16 protein-coding genes and 1 pseudogene are annotated in these 16,419 nt (G+C 70.4%); 5 read left to right on the top strand and 12 right to left on the bottom strand.

Features of this window, described 5'->3' with window-relative positions; all coding sequences use genetic code 11:
• Positions 1–7: 7 nt before the first annotated feature.
• The 8 genes and pseudogenes from pyk to ACZ6SF_RS19355 all read right to left on the bottom strand — a co-directional run bounded on the left by pyk (position 8) and on the right by ACZ6SF_RS19355 (position 9,297).
• Positions 8–1,426, bottom strand: a complete 1,419-nt coding sequence (gene pyk / locus ACZ6SF_RS19390; RefSeq protein WP_466063524.1) for a pyruvate kinase — start codon at positions 1,424–1,426, stop codon at positions 8–10.
• A 276-nt stretch (positions 1,427–1,702) separates the two neighbouring features.
• Positions 1,703–2,215 carry a TM2 domain-containing protein gene (locus ACZ6SF_RS19385; RefSeq protein ID WP_466063523.1) on the bottom strand — a complete coding sequence of 171 codons (513 nt, stop codon included), beginning with the start codon at positions 2,213–2,215 and terminating at the stop codon, positions 1,703–1,705.
• 508 nt (positions 2,216–2,723) lie between these two features.
• Positions 2,724–3,576, bottom strand: a pseudogene (lgt, locus tag ACZ6SF_RS19380) (prolipoprotein diacylglyceryl transferase); the annotation flags it as partial.
• Between the two features lie 178 nt (positions 3,577–3,754).
• Positions 3,755–4,555: a tryptophan synthase subunit alpha gene (gene trpA, locus ACZ6SF_RS19375; protein ID WP_466063522.1), complete on the bottom strand. Its 801-nt coding sequence runs from the start codon at positions 4,553–4,555 to the stop codon at positions 3,755–3,757.
• Positions 4,552–5,844 (bottom strand): tryptophan synthase subunit beta, encoded by a 1,293-nt coding sequence (gene trpB, locus ACZ6SF_RS19370; RefSeq protein ID WP_466063521.1) that lies wholly within the window; start codon positions 5,842–5,844, stop codon positions 4,552–4,554. Before trpB ends, trpA begins: the two co-directional genes overlap by 4 nt.
• Complete coding sequence (gene trpC / locus ACZ6SF_RS19365) at positions 5,844–6,662, bottom strand: indole-3-glycerol phosphate synthase TrpC (RefSeq protein ID WP_466063520.1); 819 nt, start codon at positions 6,660–6,662, stop codon at positions 5,844–5,846. The genes trpB and trpC overlap by 1 nt, the downstream gene beginning before the upstream one ends.
• Positions 6,663–6,805: 143 nt before the next feature.
• A complete protein-coding gene (locus ACZ6SF_RS19360) occupies positions 6,806–7,690 on the bottom strand; it encodes a TIGR02234 family membrane protein (RefSeq protein ID WP_466063519.1) in 885 nt (294 codons plus the stop codon).
• Complete coding sequence (locus ACZ6SF_RS19355; protein WP_466063518.1) at positions 7,687–9,297, bottom strand: anthranilate synthase component I; 1,611 nt, start codon at positions 9,295–9,297, stop codon at positions 7,687–7,689. The genes ACZ6SF_RS19360 and ACZ6SF_RS19355 overlap by 4 nt, the downstream gene beginning before the upstream one ends.
• A gap of 66 nt (positions 9,298–9,363) precedes the next feature.
• Between ACZ6SF_RS19355 and ACZ6SF_RS19350 the strand changes: the two genes are divergently transcribed.
• Positions 9,364–9,828 carry a peroxiredoxin gene (locus ACZ6SF_RS19350; RefSeq protein ID WP_466063517.1) on the top strand — a complete coding sequence of 155 codons (465 nt, stop codon included), beginning with the start codon at positions 9,364–9,366 and terminating at the stop codon, positions 9,826–9,828.
• Between the two features lie 138 nt (positions 9,829–9,966).
• Positions 9,967–10,458 carry a MarR family winged helix-turn-helix transcriptional regulator gene (locus ACZ6SF_RS19345; RefSeq protein WP_466063516.1) on the top strand — a complete coding sequence of 164 codons (492 nt, stop codon included), beginning with the start codon at positions 9,967–9,969 and terminating at the stop codon, positions 10,456–10,458.
• 36 nt (positions 10,459–10,494) lie between these two features.
• Here ACZ6SF_RS19345 and hisI read toward each other — a convergent pair whose 3' ends face one another.
• From hisI to priA, 4 genes are read right to left on the bottom strand one after another with little or no spacing between them, the layout of a single operon-like run.
• Positions 10,495–10,857, bottom strand: coding sequence for a phosphoribosyl-AMP cyclohydrolase (gene hisI / locus ACZ6SF_RS19340; protein ID WP_466063515.1), 363 nt, complete (start codon positions 10,855–10,857; stop codon positions 10,495–10,497).
• A complete protein-coding gene (gene hisF, locus ACZ6SF_RS19335) occupies positions 10,857–11,630 on the bottom strand; it encodes an imidazole glycerol phosphate synthase subunit HisF (protein ID WP_466063514.1) in 774 nt (257 codons plus the stop codon). Before hisF ends, hisI begins: the two co-directional genes overlap by 1 nt.
• A complete protein-coding gene (locus ACZ6SF_RS19330; RefSeq protein WP_466063513.1) occupies positions 11,627–12,472 on the bottom strand; it encodes an inositol monophosphatase family protein in 846 nt (281 codons plus the stop codon). The genes hisF and ACZ6SF_RS19330 overlap by 4 nt, the downstream gene beginning before the upstream one ends.
• A 40-nt stretch (positions 12,473–12,512) precedes the next feature.
• Entirely contained in the window at positions 12,513–13,244 is a 732-nt protein-coding gene (gene priA / locus ACZ6SF_RS19325; protein ID WP_466063512.1) for a bifunctional 1-(5-phosphoribosyl)-5-((5-phosphoribosylamino)methylideneamino)imidazole-4-carboxamide isomerase/phosphoribosylanthranilate isomerase PriA, read from the bottom strand.
• A gap of 277 nt (positions 13,245–13,521) precedes the next feature.
• Between priA and ACZ6SF_RS19320 the strand changes: the two genes are divergently transcribed.
• The 3 genes from ACZ6SF_RS19320 to ACZ6SF_RS19310 all read left to right on the top strand — a co-directional run bounded on the left by ACZ6SF_RS19320 (position 13,522) and on the right by ACZ6SF_RS19310 (position 16,411).
• Positions 13,522–15,090, top strand: coding sequence for a serine/threonine-protein kinase (locus ACZ6SF_RS19320; RefSeq protein ID WP_466063511.1), 1,569 nt, complete (start codon positions 13,522–13,524; stop codon positions 15,088–15,090).
• A gap of 201 nt (positions 15,091–15,291) precedes the next feature.
• Entirely contained in the window at positions 15,292–15,723 is a 432-nt protein-coding gene (locus tag ACZ6SF_RS19315; RefSeq protein WP_466063510.1) for a hypothetical protein, read from the top strand.
• Between the two features lie 85 nt (positions 15,724–15,808).
• The gene (locus tag ACZ6SF_RS19310; RefSeq protein WP_466063509.1) at positions 15,809–16,411 is read left to right on the top strand and encodes a maleylpyruvate isomerase family mycothiol-dependent enzyme; all 603 of its coding nucleotides are present in this window, start codon (positions 15,809–15,811) and stop codon (positions 16,409–16,411) included.
• The last annotated feature ends 8 nt before the right edge of the window (positions 16,412–16,419 follow it).

Genomic DNA, 16,419 nt, shown 5'->3' with positions numbered 1-16,419 from the left:
GGGTCATTCAGTGGTCCTCCTCGCCGATACGGTGCACGTGGATGAGATTGGTGGAACCGACGGTACCCGGCGGGGAGCCCGCCACGATGACCACCAGATCGCCCTTGCGGTACCGGGTCATGCTGAGCAGGGCCTGATCGACCTGCTGGATCATGGCGTCGGTGCTGTCGACGGTGGGCACGATGAAGGTTTCGGTACCCCAGGTCAGCGCCAGCTGGCTGCGCACCTCCGGCAGCGGGGTGAACGCCAGCAGCGGCAGCGGCGTATGCAGCCGGGCCAGGCGGCGCACCGTATCGCCGGACTGGGTGAAGGCGACCAGCGCCTTGGCGTTGAGGCGTTCGCCGATATCGCGGGCCGCATAGGAGATGACACCGCGTTTGGTGCGCGGCGTATGGGTCAGCGGCGGCACACTCGTGGATTCGGATTCCACCGCGTGCACGATGCGGGCCATGGTGCGCACGGTCTCGATCGGATACTTACCGACCGAGGTCTCACCGGAGAGCATCACCGCGTCCGCGCCGTCGAGCACGGCATTGGCCACATCGGAGGCCTCCGCGCGGGTGGGCCGCGAGTTCTCGATCATGGATTCCAGCATCTGGGTGGCCACGATGACCGGCTTGGCGTTCTCCCGGGCCATCTGGATGGCCCGCTTCTGCACGATCGGGACCTGCTCCAGCGGCAGCTCCACGCCGAGGTCGCCACGGGCCACCATCACCGCGTCGAAGGCCAGCACGACGGCCTCGAGATTGTCGATGGCCTCGGGCTTCTCCAATTTCCCGATCACCGGCACCCGCCGGCCGACCCGGTCCATCACATCGTGCACGAGCTCGATATCCGACGGCGAGCGCACGAACGACAGTGCGATGAAATCCACGCCCAGGTTGAGGGCGAATTCCAGATCCTCGATGTCCTTGTCCGAGAGGGCGGGCACCGAGACGTCCATCCCCGGCAGCGAAACACCCTTGTTGTTGCTGACCGGTCCGCCCTCGGTGACCTCGCAGACCACGTCGTTGCCCTCGACGCGAACGACCTCCAGCCCGACCTTGCCGTCGTCGACGAGCAGGCGGTCACCGGACTTGGCGTCCTGGGCGAGCTGTTTATAGGTGGTGGAGACGCGATCGTGGGTGCCCTCGATCTCGTCGACGGTGATCCGGACGACCTCACCGGTCGCCCAGTAGGTCCGATCCTCGGCGAAACGGCCCAGCCGGATCTTGGGGCCTTGCAGATCGGCGAGTATGCCGACGGCGCGGCCGAGATCGTCGCAGGCCTGCCGCACCTTCTTGTAGTTTTCGGCGTGGTCGGAGTGCTCGCCGTGGCTGAAGTTCAGCCGGGCCACATCCATACCACTCTCGACGAGCTCTCGAATACGTTCCTCGGTGGCAGTGGCCGGGCCGAGGGTGCACACAATCTTCGTCCGTCGCATCACGTGTCGAGCCTAATCCTGCCGGGATGTCCCGTCCCGCCCGCCCCGCGGGGTGGGCGATACCGGTAACACGAGGGTGAACCGCTACGCGGCACTGCGTGAATCAGGGTGAACCGCCGGGTTGATCGCCCTGTTACTTCTCGATGAATTCCACAGTGCGCGATACGTCCGGTTCCGCACGGCGACACCGTCGGTGCCGCCGGAATTCCCGCTGATCACAACCCCGTAACGACGAAACGGACCCCCGGCGCACCGGGGGTCCGCGCAGTCGTTACCGCGTCAGTTCTCGCGCAGCGGGCGGCCGTGGGTGTCCTGCACGCTGCCGGTGAGCATCATGATCCCGTCGATGAGCGGCCAGATACCGCCGATACCGCAGGTCAGCCAGGTGGCCGCGATCTGGGCGATCGCGATACCGGTATCACCGATGTAGAACCGCCCGGCGCCGAACGAACCCAGGAAGATCTGCAGCAGGCCGGCGGTCAGCTTCTGCTTGTCCGAGTACGGTACGCCGTTCATATCCCGGCCGTACGGCGCTTCGGGATCCATCGGGTTGTACATCCCCGGACCACCCATCGGGGCGCCGTAACCCGCGGGCGGCTGGCCGTACCCGGGCGCGGCGCCGTACTGCGGCTGCGACGGGTAGGGCTGCCCACCCGACGGATACGGCTGCCCGCCGGACGGATACTGCTGCGGCTGTGACGGGTACCCCGGCGCCCCGCCCGATTTGCTCAGGTCCGGTCCGGTCCCCGGCGGGCCGTACTGCGGTCCACCCTGCTGGTACGGATCGGTCATTGTTCCTCCTTGTATGGTGCCCCCGGCAGTGGAGGACATCCGATTTCGTGGCCTCCCCTGCGGGAGATGCTGCCAGACGACCGCCGCGGCCGCCGGGCGGCACCCTATTTCGCTCGCGGGGAGGCGGATTCGGCGTTCTCGCCGTCCGCCTCGGCCTTCTCGTCCTCGGATGTTCCCGCGGGCGTACCCGCGGATTCCGGCCCGGTGGTATCCCCGGCCGATCCGGACTCCGGCTCCGCCGCCGCTGCGGCACCCGGCTTTTCGCCGGTTTCCGCGTCCGGCTCCGCCGCCGCGCCGCCCTCCTCGCTACCGGTGACCTCGGTCTTTTCCGTGTCATCGGATTCGGCCGGGGTATCGCCGCTCTCGGCGTCGGTGTTATCACCGGCGCCGTCCGCGGACTCCCCGGCGTCGTCGCTGTCACCGCTGTCCACGGTCGTTTTCGCAGCGTCGGCGCTCGTGGCGGTGCCGGCGGCGCGCAACGCGCCCAGCTGCCACGGCCACGGGCGCGGTCCGGCGTCGGGGCTCAGTTGCGCGGGGGTCTCCCGCCCCTTGGTGGCGAACAGGAAGTACGCGAGCGCCGCGAAGAAGACCAGCGCGGAGGTGAACGAGTTGATCCGGATACCGGCGATCTGGGTGGCCTCGTCATCGCGCATGAGCTCGACGAAGAACCGGCCGAAGCAGTAGCCGGCCACATACAGCGCGAAGAGCCGGCCGTGGCCGATCCGGAAGCGGCGGTCGAGGTAGACCAGGGCGAGTACCACCGCGACGTTCCACACCAGTTCGTAGAGGAACGTCGGATGCACGACCGAATGCACCTCACCGGAGGAGACGCCGTTCATCATGTCCAGCCGGCCCGCGTCGTCGAAACGCAGATAGATCTCCAGGCCCCACGGCAGATCCGTTTCCCGGCCGTAGAGCTCCTGGTTGAAGTAGTTGCCGAGACGTCCGATGGCCTGGGCGAGCAGGATCGGCGGGGCGATGGCGTCACCGAGAGCCGGTAGCGGGACCTTGTAGATACGGCAGGCGATCCAGGCGCCGATACCGCCGAAGAACACCGCCCCCCAGATACCGAGACCGCCCTGGTAGATCTTCAGCGCGTCCATCGGGTTGCCGTCGGCGCCGAAGTACTTCTGCCAGTCGGTGGCCACGTGATAGATACGGCCGCCGATGAGGCCGAAGGGAACCGCGAACACCGCGACGTCGAGCACGGTGCCCGCCTCGCCGCCCCGGGCCCGCCAGCGTTTCTCGCCCCACCAGATGGCGACGACGATGCCGATGATGATGCAGACCGCGTACGCGCGCAGCGGGAACGGGCCGATATCCCAGACGCCCTGCGGCGGGCTGGGCAGATAGGCCAGCAGATCGGCGGCGTGCGGTACGGCGCCTCCGGAGTTTCCGGCGGCGGGGACAGTATCCGGTGCGGCTTGAACGGTCACGGGGCAACCGTAGCGGAGACCCCGGAGATCGCACGCCCGGCCTCGGGCCGTGTGTCCGTGAGCCCGGGCGTCGTAGGTCTCCGCGGGCCCGGGCGCCGGATGCCTAGGAGACGGCGGCCGCCGCGCGCACCCCGTCCGACAGTTCCCGGGTGAGGGTGCGCACCGCGTCGAGCCCCTCGCCCGCGGCGGAAACCAGCGCCGAACCGACGATCACGCCGTCGGCGTAGGCGGCGATCTCCGCGGCCTGCGCGCCCGAGCGCACCCCGAGCCCGACTCCGATGGGGATATCGCCGTGCGTCCGGATCCGGGCGCACAGGGCGGGCGCCGCGGTCGATACCGCGTCCCGCGCGCCGGTGACACCCATCGTGGACGCGGCGTAGACGAATCCGGAACTGGCCTCGATGGTGGTGGCCAGGCGTTCCTCGGTGGAGGACGGGGCGACCAGGAAGATCCGGTCGAGACGGTGGGCCTCGGACGCGGCGATCCATTCCCCGGCCTCGTCCGGGATCAGGTTCGGCGTGATGATCCCGGCACCGCCGGCGGCGGCGAGATCCCGGGCGAACCGGTCGACGCCGTACTGCAGCACCGGATTCCAGTAGCTCATCACCACGGCCTGCGCGCCCGCCTCGGTGACGGCCTCGACCACGGAGAAGACATCGCGGACCCGTACCCCGCCACGCAGCGCCTGTTCCGCGGCGGCCTGGATCGTGGGCCCGTCCATCACCGGATCGGAGTAGGCGACGCCGACTTCGACGATATCGCAACCGGATTCGACCATGGCCCGCACGACCGCACGGGACCCCGCCAGGTCCGGATATCCGGCGGGCAGGTAGCCGATCAGCGCCGCGCGGTTATCGGCCCGGCAGGCCGCGAAGGTGGCGCCGAGACGCGAATCGGAACTCACTGACCGTTCTCCTTGCCGCTGTCCGGGTCGTCGAAGAGCCCGAACCAGCGGGCCGCGGTGTCCATATCCTTGTCACCGCGACCGGACAGGTTCACCAGGATGATCGCGCCTTCGCCGAGCTCACGGCCCAGTTCCAGCGCCCCCGCGACCGCGTGCGCGGATTCGATGGCCGGGATGATGCCCTCGGCGCGGCTGAGCAGCAGCAGGGCGTCCATCGCGGCGCCGTCGGTGATCGGCAGGTATTCGGCGCGGCCGATATCGCGCAGCAGCGCGTGTTCGGGACCCACTCCGGGATAGTCCAGACCCGCGGAGATGGAATGCGATTCGATGGTCTGGCCGTCCTCGTCCTGCAGCAGGTACGAGTAGGCGCCCTGGAACGCGCCCGGCGTGCCGCCGGTGAAGGTGGCGGCGTGCCGGCCGGTTTCCACACCGTCACCGGCCGCCTCGTAGCCGATCAGCCGGACGCCGGGGTCGTCGATGAAGGCGTGGAAGATACCGATGGCATTGGAGCCGCCGCCCACGCACGCGGTGACGGCGTCGGGCAGCCGGCCGGTGAGTTCGCGCACCTGGGCGCGGGCCTCCATCCCGATGACGCGCTGGAAATCGCGGACCATCATCGGGAACGGGTGCGGACCGGCGGCGGTGCCGAAGCAGTAGTAGGTGTCCTCGGCGTTGGTGACCCAATCGCGCAGGGCCTCGTTGATCGCGTCCTTGAGGGTCTGCGAGCCGGTGGTCACCGAGACGACCTCGGCGCCGAGCAGCCGCATCCGCGCCACGTTCAGCGCCTGCCGGGCGGTATCGACCGCACCCATATAGACGATGCAGTCGAGCCCGAGCAGCGCGCAGGCGGTGGCGGTGGCGACCCCGTGCTGGCCGGCCCCGGTTTCGGCGATGATCCGGGTCTTGCCCATCCGTTTGGCCAGCAACGCCTGGCCCAGCACGTTGTTGATCTTGTGCGATCCGGTGTGGTTGAGATCCTCGCGTTTGAGCAGGATCCGCGCGCCACCGGCGTGTTCGGCCAGCCGGGCACATTCGAACACCGGAGACGGCCGGCCGGTGTAGTCGCGCTGCAACCGGTCGAGTTCGCCGAGGAAGTCCGGGTCCAGGCGGACCTTGTCGTATTCGGCGGTGACCTCCTCGATCACCGCCATCAGCGCCTCGGGCACATGGCGGCCGCCGTAGACGCCGAAATGACCGCCCTCGTCGGGTTCGTGGGCGCTGCGCTGCGCCACCCCCCGGCTGGCGGTGGGCAGCGGCCCGCTGGTGGAGGACACGCCGGACCCGGCCATCACCGGCCCCGCCGCGCCGGCTTCGGGCAGGACGGATGGGTGCCGGCGGTCACCAGCTCCGATACCGCGGCGCGGGGGTCACCGCTGGTGACCAGACCCTCGCCGACCAGGACCGCGTCCGCCCCCGCGCCCGCGTAGGCCAGCAGGTCGGCGGTGCCGCGCACACCGGATTCGGCGATCCGGACCACCTCGGTGGGCAGACCGGGCGCGATCCGCGAGAAGCAGTCGCGGTCGACCTCGAGCGTTTTCAGGTTGCGAGCGTTGACCCCGATGACGGAGGCCCCGGCGGTCAGCGCGCGATCGGCCTCCTCCTCGGTATGCACCTCGACCAGCGCGGTCATCCCGAGCGATTCGGTGCGGTCGATCAACGAGGACAGGGTGTCCTGTTCGAGCGCGGCGACGATCAGCAGGATCACATCCGCGCCGTGCGCCCGCGCCTCGTGGATCTGGTAGGGCCCGACCACGAAATCCTTGCGCAGGACCGGGATGTTCACCGTCGCGCGGACGGCGTCGAGATCGTCGAGCGATCCGTGGAAACGCCGCTCCTCGGTGAGGACACTGATGATCCGGGCCCCGCCGTCCTCGTAGGCCTTGGCGAGGCTGGCCGGGTCGATGATCTCGGCGAGGGCCCCCTTCGAGGGGCTGGCCCGCTTCACCTCGGCGATGACGCCGATACCGTCCTCGAGCAGTGCGGCCTTCGCGTCGAACGGCGGTGGGGCGGCGGCGGCCGCCGCCTTCACCGCGGGAAAGTCCAGCACCGCTTCCCGAGCGGCTACATCCGAGCGGACCCCGTCGAGAATCGAGTCGAGTACCGTCATCTGGCTCGAATCCTTTCTGGGGAGACGCGTGTTACTGCCTGCAGGATTCCCCCAGGCGGTGTCTCACCGATGCTGAACAAGAGTAAATGGGAGCATGCGGCGCGGTGACGCCGGGGGCGGGTCATCGCGCCCCGGCCGACCTGCTAGGGCGCATCGCCGGCCTCCGGCGGACGCGATTTCCCGGGCGTGCCCGGCTCGTCGTGCTCGTCCGTTCCCGGACCGGCGGCCGATTCCCGGTCCGTACCGCGGCCCGGCGCCGCCGCGTCCGCGGCGGGTGTCCGCCCGGTGTCCGGATCGCCGCCCCCGGGATCGGTCGGATCGGCACCGGCGTCCAGCGCGTCCCACAGCACGCGTTCGGGCAGCGGTCCCCCGTCCGCGCCCTGTTCGACGGCCCGGGTCGCCGCGAGCTTGCGGGCCGCCGGATTGTCGTATTTGCCGGAGAGCGGTTTGGCCGCGGCCGGCATCCGCGCCAGCAGCAGTCCGGCGCCGAACGCCGCCAGCGCACCGCACATGGTGAGCACGGCGGGCGCCGCCGCGGTCACCACCTCCTGCACCTGCGCGCGGCCCGGCAGCCCGGCCAGATCCGCGGCCCGCTGCTCGGTGGCCCCCGACCCGGTGAGCAGGGCCAGCGCGGGCACCGCGGTGACCGCGGCGATCAACGCCACCACCACTCCGACCAGTCGGCGCATCCAGCCCCGGGTCGCCAGCACCGCGGCGATGGCGGCCAGCAGGACCAGGGCCAGCGGGGTGAGCGCGCCGAACCAGACCCCGCCGTTCAGTTCGTCGGTACGGGGCTCGGTGAGTCCGTCCGCGGAGGTCACGGTGACCCAGGTGAGTCGCGAGGAGCCCCACAGCGCGGCCGCGCCGAAGGCCAGCAGTGCCAGCGCGGCCACCGGATACCGGCCGCGGGTGGGGGCCGGCGGGGCGGTCTCGGGCTCGTCGTCGCCCCAATCGGCGGGCCGGGGCCGTAGCGCGCCGGGACCGGGCGCGGCCTCGCCGGCGGGGCGTTCGGCGTCGCCGGCGGTCACGATCCGCCCCCGGCCGCCGAGGCGGCCGATTCGCGCAGGGCGCGGCTACCGGCCTCTTCGGGCGCGGCGCCGTCGAAGGCGCGCACGGTCTCGGCGGCCGCGACGGCGCGCAGCACCGCCATCGCCTTGTTCCGCGATTCGGTGTCCTCGTATTCGGCCTCGGAATCGGCCACCACTCCGGCGCCCGCCTGCACGTAGGCGATGCCGTCCTTCAGCAGCGCGGTGCGGATGGCGATGGCGGTATCGGCGTCACCGGCGAAATCGAGGTATCCCACCACTCCGCCGTACACGCCGCGCCGGGTCGGTTCGAGTTCCTCGATGAGCTGCATGGCCCGGACCTTGGGCGCCCCCGACAGCGTGCCGGCCGGGAAACAGGCCCGTACGGCGTCCAGCGCGATCTTGCCCGGGGCGAGCCGCCCGGTGACGGTGGAGACCAGGTGCATCACATGGCTGTACCGCTCGACATGGCGGTACTCGGTGACCCGCACCGTCCCCGGCATACAGACCCGGCCCAGATCGTTGCGGCCCAGATCCACCAGCATCAGATGCTCGGCGTTCTCCTTGTCGTCGGCCAGCAGCCCCTTCTCCAGCAGGAGGTCGTCCTCCTCGGTGGCGCCGCGCCAGCGGGTACCCGCGATCGGATGGGTGGTCGCCACCCCGTCCTGCACCGCCACCAGGGCCTCCGGGCTGGACCCCACGATCGAGAAGGCGGTCTCCCCGGCGCCGTCGGGGATATGCAGCAGGAACATGTACGGGCTCGGGTTGGCCGCGCGCAGCATCCGGTAGAGGTCGATCGGCGCGCCGCCGTAGTCCATCTCGAAACGCTGCGACAGCACCACCTGGAACGCCTCACCGGCCTCGATCTCCGAGACCAGCCGGCGCACCCCGGCGCCGTATTCGTCGGGAGTGCGGGCGCGGCGGAAATCGGGTTCGGGCTGGTCGAAGACGGAGACGGTGGAGGCGGCGGGCGCGGCCAGCGCGGCGGTCATCCGGTCCAGCCGGGCCACCGCGTCGTCGTAGGCATCGTCCACGTTGTCGGAGGTGCCGTTCCAGTTCACCGCGTTGGCGATGAGGGTGATCGCGCCCTCGTGATGGTCGAAGGCGGCCAGATCGGTAGCCAGCAGCAGCACCATCTCCGGCAGCTGCAGATCGTCGATCGTCTGCTCGGGCAGCCGTTCCATCCGGCGGACCGCGTCGTAGCCCAGGTAGCCGACCATGCCCCCGGTCAGCGGGGGCAGGCCGGGCAGCCGTTCGGTGCGCAGCAACTCGAGGGTCTCGCGCAGCGCGTCGAGCGGATCGCCGCCCGACGGGGCGTCGGCGGGCGTGGTGCCCAGCCAGGTCGCCGCGCCGTCCACCGAGGTGAGCGCCGACGGGCTGCCCGCGCCGATGAACGACCAGCGCGACCAGGACCGCCCGTTCTCGGCGGATTCGAAAAGGAAGGTGCCCGCGCGGTCACCGCCCAGCTTCCGATAGGCCGAGAGCGGGGTTTCCGAATCGGCCAGCACCTTCCGGGTCACCGGGACGACCCGGTGTTCGGCGGCCAGTTCACGGAATCGGTCGCGGGTGGTAGTCGCGGGAGTGTGCGCGCCGTGCATTCGTATCATCATTCCAGCCGATCCCGGCGAACTCGTGACGCACCCCGTCCGACGCGCCATCGGAGGTAGTGTCCGGGTATGAAGATCGGCCAGCTCGCCCCGGCGTTCGAACTCCCGGATCAGACCGGCACCCCGCGTTCCCTCGATTCCCTGCTGGCCGACGGCCCGCTCGTTCTCTTCTTCTATCCGGCGGCCAACACTCCGGTGTGCACCGCCGAGGCCTGCCATTTCCGTGACCTCACCGCCGAATTCGCCGCGCTCGGCGCGAGTTGCGCCGGGATCTCCGCCGACGCGGTGGATGTCCAGGCCGGCTTCGCCGGTTCGCAGCGGCTGGAGTACCCGCTGCTCTCGGACGCCGACGGATCGGTGGCCGAGGAGTACGGCGTGAAACGCGGTCTGCTGGGCAAACTCATGCCGGTCAAACGACACACCTTCGTGCTCGGCCCCGACCGCCGCGTCCTCGAGGTGATCAGCAGCGAACTGCGTGCGAATGTGCACGCCGACCGGGCGCTGGAGTTCCTGCGCGCACGCGCGGAGGCGTAACCGTAACGGCCGCTACGGTTGTGAATGACCTCACCATAGTTTCGTAGTTGCCACATGATCGAGCGAAGTCGTGGCAAACTCTCTGTAACCGGGTGACCACTGCCGCTGTCGTCACCGGGCCGGAGAGAAGGCGGACCAGTGACCGAGTGGCTGAACCCGATCGAAGGACGCGCCTGGCGCGCGGTGGTCGCACTTTTGAACCGCTTGCCGGGGGCTCTCGACACCGACCTGCAGCGGGAATCCGGGGTCACCCATTTCGAGTTCTGGGTGCTCACGCTCCTCTCGGAGGCCCCGGACCGCCGGCTGCAGATGAGCGAGCTCGCCCATCGAGCTAATTCATCGCTATCCAGACTTTCCCACGTGGTGTCCAAACTGGAGCGGATGGGCTGGGCCACCCGCATGGCGACCACCGGCCGCCGCGGCGTGCTGGCCCTGCTCACCGACGAGGGACACCAGAAGGTGGTGGAGGCCGCGCCCGGCTATATGGATGTGGTGCGGCGGCTGGTCTTCGACGGCTTGGACGCCGGCCAGACCGAGGCGCTGGCCGATCTCGGTGAAACCCTCACCACCCACCTGGGCACGGTGCTGGGCGGGGCCGGGCAACCGGCGCCGACGGATTCCCCGCGCTGATCGCACCGTTGCGGACCCGGTAGGCCGGCTCCCGTATCAGGGCTCCGGCGCCGGCTCGGCGGCCAGCAGCACATCGCTGTCGAAACAGGTATGCGTACCGGTGTGGCAGGCGGCGCCCACCTGATCGACCACCAGCAACAGGGTGTCGCCGTCGCAGTCCAGCCGGACCTCGTGCACGTACTGGGTGTGCCCGGAGGTCTCCCCCTTGACCCAGTACTGCTGCCGCGACCGGGAGTAGTACGTGGCGCGGCGCGTGGCCAGGGTCCGGGCCAGGGCCTCGTCGTCCATCCACGCCATCATCAGGACCGCGCCGGTCTCCCGTTCCTGCGCGACGGCGGCCACCAGACCGTCCGCGGTGCGTTTGAGCCGGGCCGCGACGGCCGGATCCAGCGCCGGCATCAGCGCACCACCAGATCCGACGCCCGCAGCGCGTCCTTGACCTGCGCGATGGTCAGATCACCGAAGTGGAACACACTGGCCGCCAGTACCGCGTCGGCGCCCGCGCGCACCGCGGGCGGGAAATGCTCGACCGCGCCCGCGCCGCCGGAGGCGATCACCGGGATCGAGACTGCGGCCCGGACCGCCGTGATCATGGGCAGGTCGAAACCCGTTTTGGTGCCGTCGGCGTCCATCGAGTTGAGCAGGATCTCGCCCACGCCCAGTTCGGCGCCGCGTTCGGCCCATTCCACCGCGTCGATCCCGGTGCCCCGGCGACCGCCGTGCGTGGTGACCTCCCAGCCCGACGCGGTATCGGGCTCGCCGTCGGGCACTGTGCGGGCGTCCACCGACAACACGATGCACTGCGACCCGAACCGCTGCGACATCTCGTGCAGCACCTCGGGCCGGGCGATGGCGGCGGTGTTCACCGAGACCTTGTCCGCGCCCGCGCGCAGCAACCGGTCCACGTCCTCGACGGTGCGGACCCCGCCGCCGACGGTGAGCGGGATGAAGATCTGCTCCGCGGTCCGGGTCACCACGTCGAGCATGGTGCCGCGATCTCCGCTGGAGGCGGTGACGTCGAGGAAGGTGAGTTCGTCGGCGCCCTGGGCGTCGTAGGCGGCGGCCAGTTCGACCGGGTCGCCGGCGTCGCGCAGGTTCTGGAAATTCACGCCCTTCACCACACGCCCGGCATCGACGTCCAGGCAGGGAATGACGCGGGTGGCGAGTGTCATCGGGTCTCCTCCGCGCCGCCGGCCGCGGGGGCCTGGACGGCGCCACGGGTCGCGGCGATCATATCGAGCAGTTCGGCGTGCACGCCGGGCGCGGCCGCCAGCACCGACCCGGATTCGATAGTCCAGTCCCGGCCCTCGAGGTCGGTGACCACCCCGCCGGCACAGCGCACCATGAGCGCGCCCGCCGCGTTGTCCCACGGGTGGTGGCCGAACACGATGGCGCCGCCCAGGGTGCCGTCGGCGGTGAACGCCAGATCGATTCCGGTGGACCCGTGCATCCGGACCCGCGACGACAGACTGCTGAGCGCGCCGAGCACCCGGTGCCGGAACAGGCCCGGCACCCGTCCGGTGGATTCGATGTTGAAGGCGCCGAATCCGATCATCGCCTCGTCGAGGACACCCTGGTCCAGCGGCGGCCGGGCCACCCCGTCGAGCAGTAGCGGGCCGCCCGCGACGGCGGCGTAGCGACGGTCCAGCGGCGGGAACCAGGCCAGCCCGATCACCGGTTCGCCGTCGCGCACCAGGGCCAGCAGGGTGCCGGTGAGGGGATGGCCGTTGGAGTAGTTGAAGGTGCCGTCGATGGGGTCGAGCACCCAGGCCGTGCCGTCGGTGAGCGCCGGGCCCCCGAATTCCTCGCCGTGCACCTCGATACCGGTGCGGTCGAGGAGTTGCCCGGAGATGGTGCGTTCGAGTTCGAGGTCGAGTTCGGTGGCGAAATCCTTGGACCCCTTGGCGACCGCGCTGGGTGCGCCGCGCCCCTCGAGGAACCGCGCGCTCACACCGTCGAGCACCTCGGCGGCGGTGGCCATCAGGGTGGCCAGTTCGGTATCTGCCCTGGTCATCGCCTCAGCGTTTCCTTCGGGGTTACGGTTCGGGCGCCGGTCAGCGGACGGCGGCCAAGGCCTCGGGCAGCGTGAAGCGGCCCGCGTAGAGGGCCTTGCCGACAATGGCGCCCTCCACTCCCTCGGGCACCAGTTCGGCGATCGCGGTGAGGTCGGCCAGGGCCGAGACCCCGCCCGAGGCGATCACGGGCGCCTCGGTGGCCATCGTCACCTCGCGCAGCAGATCCAGGTTCGGGCCGGTGAGGGTGCCGTCCTTGGTGACATCGGTGACGACGTAGCGGGAGCAGCCGTCGCGCTCCAGCCGTTCGAGCACCTCCCACAGATCGCCGCCGTCGCTGACCCAGCCCCGGCCGCGCAGCCGGTATTCGCCGTCGACGATCTGCACGTCCAGGCCGACCGCGACCCGTTCGCCGTATTCCGCGATGGCCCGGGCGCACCACTGCGGATCCTCGAGCGCGGCGGTACCCAGGTTGACCCGGGCGCAGCCGGTGGCCATGGCGGCCTTCAGCGATTCGTCGTCACGGATACCGCCGGACAGTTCGACGGCCACATCGAGTTCGCCGACGACCCGGGCGAGCAGCTCCCGGTTGGATCCGCGGCCGAACGCCGCGTCCAGATCCACCAGATGCACCCATTCGGCGCCGTCCTGCTGCCAGGCGAGGGCGGCGTCGCGCGGCGACCCGTAACTGGTTTCACTGCCCGCCGCGCCCTGTACCAGGCGCACGGCCTCTCCATTGGCGACATCGACAGCGGGCAGCAGCACAAGACTCACTCGGAACAGCCTAGTTGGTGCGGTTCGGCGACCCCCATTCGCAGTCCGCGCGCCGCGCCCGGCGAGCCGGGTAGCCGGGCGTTCGCCCATCCGGCCCGGCGTGGTTTCCGCCCCGCCCCGCCGCCGTCGGCGCCACCGCGGCGGCCCGCTAAAGTGACATCACCCACTGGGGCGGTCGAGGTGCCCGCTACACTCGTCCCGAACGCGTGAGTGGTCAAGTACGCGGTATGTCACGATTTCGAGAAGGTTCGGAGTAGGCGCCATCGATACCGGTCAGTTGATCGCGGATCACTACCGCCTGGTCGAGCAGATTGGTAGCGGCGGCACAGGCGTGGTCTGGCGTGCCGTCGACGAGCGTCTGCAACGGTCGGTGGCGATCAAGCAGATCCACATCAAGCCCAGTCTGCCGCCCGCGGAGCGCGATGTGCTCCGCCAGCGCGCGACCCGGGAGGCCCGCAACGCGGCCCGGTTCCAGCATCCGAATGCCATCGTGGTCTTCGATATCACCGAGCACGGTGGCGATCCGTGCCTGGTGATGGAGTACATGAAGTCGCGGAGCCTGGCGATGGTGCTCTCGGCGCAGGGCCCGCTGCCGCTACCCCAGGTGGCCCGGATCGGCGAACAGGTGGCCTCGGCGCTGATCGCCGCCCACCAGGCCGGGATCGTGCACCGCGATGTGAAACCGGGCAATGTGCTGCTCGACGATCACGGCACGGTCAAGATCACCGACTTCGGGATCTCGCGGGCCACCGGTGATGTGACCCTCACCGAAACCGGCCTGATCTGCGGTACCGCCGCCTATCTGGCCCCGGAGGTGGCCCGCGGCGCGGACCCGACGCCCGCCGCCGATGTGTTCGCGCTCGGCGCGACGCTGTTCCACGCCCTGGAGGGTGAGCCTCCGTTCGGATCCGGCAACCCTCTGAAGGTGCTGTACGCCGCGGCGAACGGTCAGGTCAGCGACCCGCAGAACGCCGGCCCGGCCACCGACTTCCTGCTCGACCTGCTCGAGGCCGACCCCCGGCTGCGGCCCACCATGCGTGAGGCGCGCGAACAGCTGGCCCGGTTCGCCTACGACGATTCCGCCGCCGAGCACGCCGGATTCGTGCCGGCGCGGGAGGCGTTCGACCGCAACGGCAACCACAACGGACACGGCGGCGGCGCGGTCAGCACCATGGAATCGCCCGCGCCCGTCCGGCCCCGGGGCGCGGCCGAGGCCGGTCCCGCCCGGCGCCGGCCCGAACCGCGCACGGCGGGACGCGATCCGCACGACACCCGCCCGCCGCGGCACGCGGCCGGCCATCCCCCGACCACCACGCAGCCGGTACAGGGCAAGGGCGGTTCCGGTGGCGGCGTCAAACGCGCGGTCATCATCGGCGGTATCGCCGGAGCCGCGGTGGTCGGCGGGGTGCTGTTCTTCAACTCCTCCGATTCCGGCGACGGCGGTTCCGCGCAGGCGCAGACCTCCGCCACCTCCACCGCGCCGCAATCGCCGGGGAGCACCGCCACCAGCAGTGCCGCGCTGGGGTCCACTCCCAGCAACGGTCAGGTGGAGTGGGTGCCGGCCGGTCAGATGATCGAGCAGTTCTATCTCGACCCCACCGGATCGTGGGCGCTGCTGACCCCCGCCGCGCAGCAGGTGTACGGCAGTCAGCAGGAGTTCCAGACCTACTGGTCGACGCGCACGGTGCAGAGTTTCAACCGGATCGAGGCCTTCAAGGGCAACAATCCGGACGGCTCGGTGGATATGCGGGTCAACAACCTCAGCTACGGCGGGCAGACCCGCAATCCCACGCTGCGGGTCGTGAACTCCGGCGGCGCGCTGCTCATCGACAGCGATACGCGCTGAGCCCGGCTTCCGGGCGAACTTCGTCACGCCGGGATTGCGATCGGATCAAGTCTGCGGCCGCAGCGACCACCGGTCGCGGCGGCGCGCCCGGCACGGCCGGAACAGGCCGTACCGTGGTCACCGGCGACACCCGCGGTGGCGGAAGCGGCCGACGGCCCACGTCGCCGAGGTTCCTGACGCACCGAGCGATGGGAGACACCGATGACCGATTCGCCACTGGGTGAGCTCACGAAGATGGTCGGCGATTGGGAGGTCACCAGCCCGCAGATTCCGGACCGTACCGGCCGCTCCTCGGTGCGCTGGCTCAACGGTGAATCGTTTCTGGTGCTCACCACGACACTTCCGGAGGCCGACGCGGACCGGACCTGGGTGATCGGCGCCGACGACGGGGATTCGCACTCGCTGGCGATCCTGCAGCACGGCCGGGACGGGAGCCGCCGTGTCTACCACGGGTTCTTCGACGGCCCCCTGTGGCGGGTCTGGCGCAATGCCACCGGCGCGTCACAACGCCTGACCGCGACCATGGACGAATCGGGAAATACTTTCCGGGCGACCTGGGAACGCTCCGATTCCCCGACCGATCCACGCGACTGGGAACACGAATTCGATCTCGTCTACACCCGGATTTCCTGAGCCCCTCCCGCGGCCCACTGTGACTCGGACAGCCGGTGCCGGTGATCCCACCGGCGGGACCGGACGCCGGGTTAGGCTGCGTGGCATGGATATCCGGGGGATGCTCGCCGACGAGCGCGCGGAAATGACCGCCCTGCTGCGGGACCTGTCCGAGGCGGACTGGGACGCACCGACACTGTGCGAGGGGTGGCGGGTCCGCGAGATCGTCGGGCATCTGCGCTACGACGCCATCTCGCTGGGCGAATACACCCGGATCGCGGTAGCGCACCGGCTCTCGATCGACGGCGTGAACAACGCGATGGCCGCCGAAGGCACGCATCGGACGCCCGCGGATCTCCTGGCGGAATTCGCGGGCGCACCACGTACCGTCTCACGGCTGTGGCCGCGGCTCGGGCTGGCCGACCTGTTCGTCCACCAGCAGGACATCCGGCGGCCCCTGGGCCGGGATCGCGAGATTCCCGCCGACCGGCTGCGGGCCGTGCTCGACCGGCCCGATCCGTTCGCCCGGCCGTGGCGGCTGACCCGGGGGTTACGGTTCGTCGCGACAGATCTCGACTGGGTCACCGGCACCGGACCTGAGGTACGTGGCCGCGGTGAGGCGCTAGCGTTGGCCATGGTGGGCCGTCCGGTGGTGCTCGGCGAACTCGAGGGCGACGGTGTCCCGGAGCTGCGCCGCCGCTGTACGTGAGATGCCCC

It is taken from the genome of Nocardia sp. NPDC049935, from assembly GCF_055586645.1.
The sequence above is the reverse complement of the archived record's forward strand: the minus strand, read 5'-3'. Positions and strand labels throughout refer to the sequence as shown.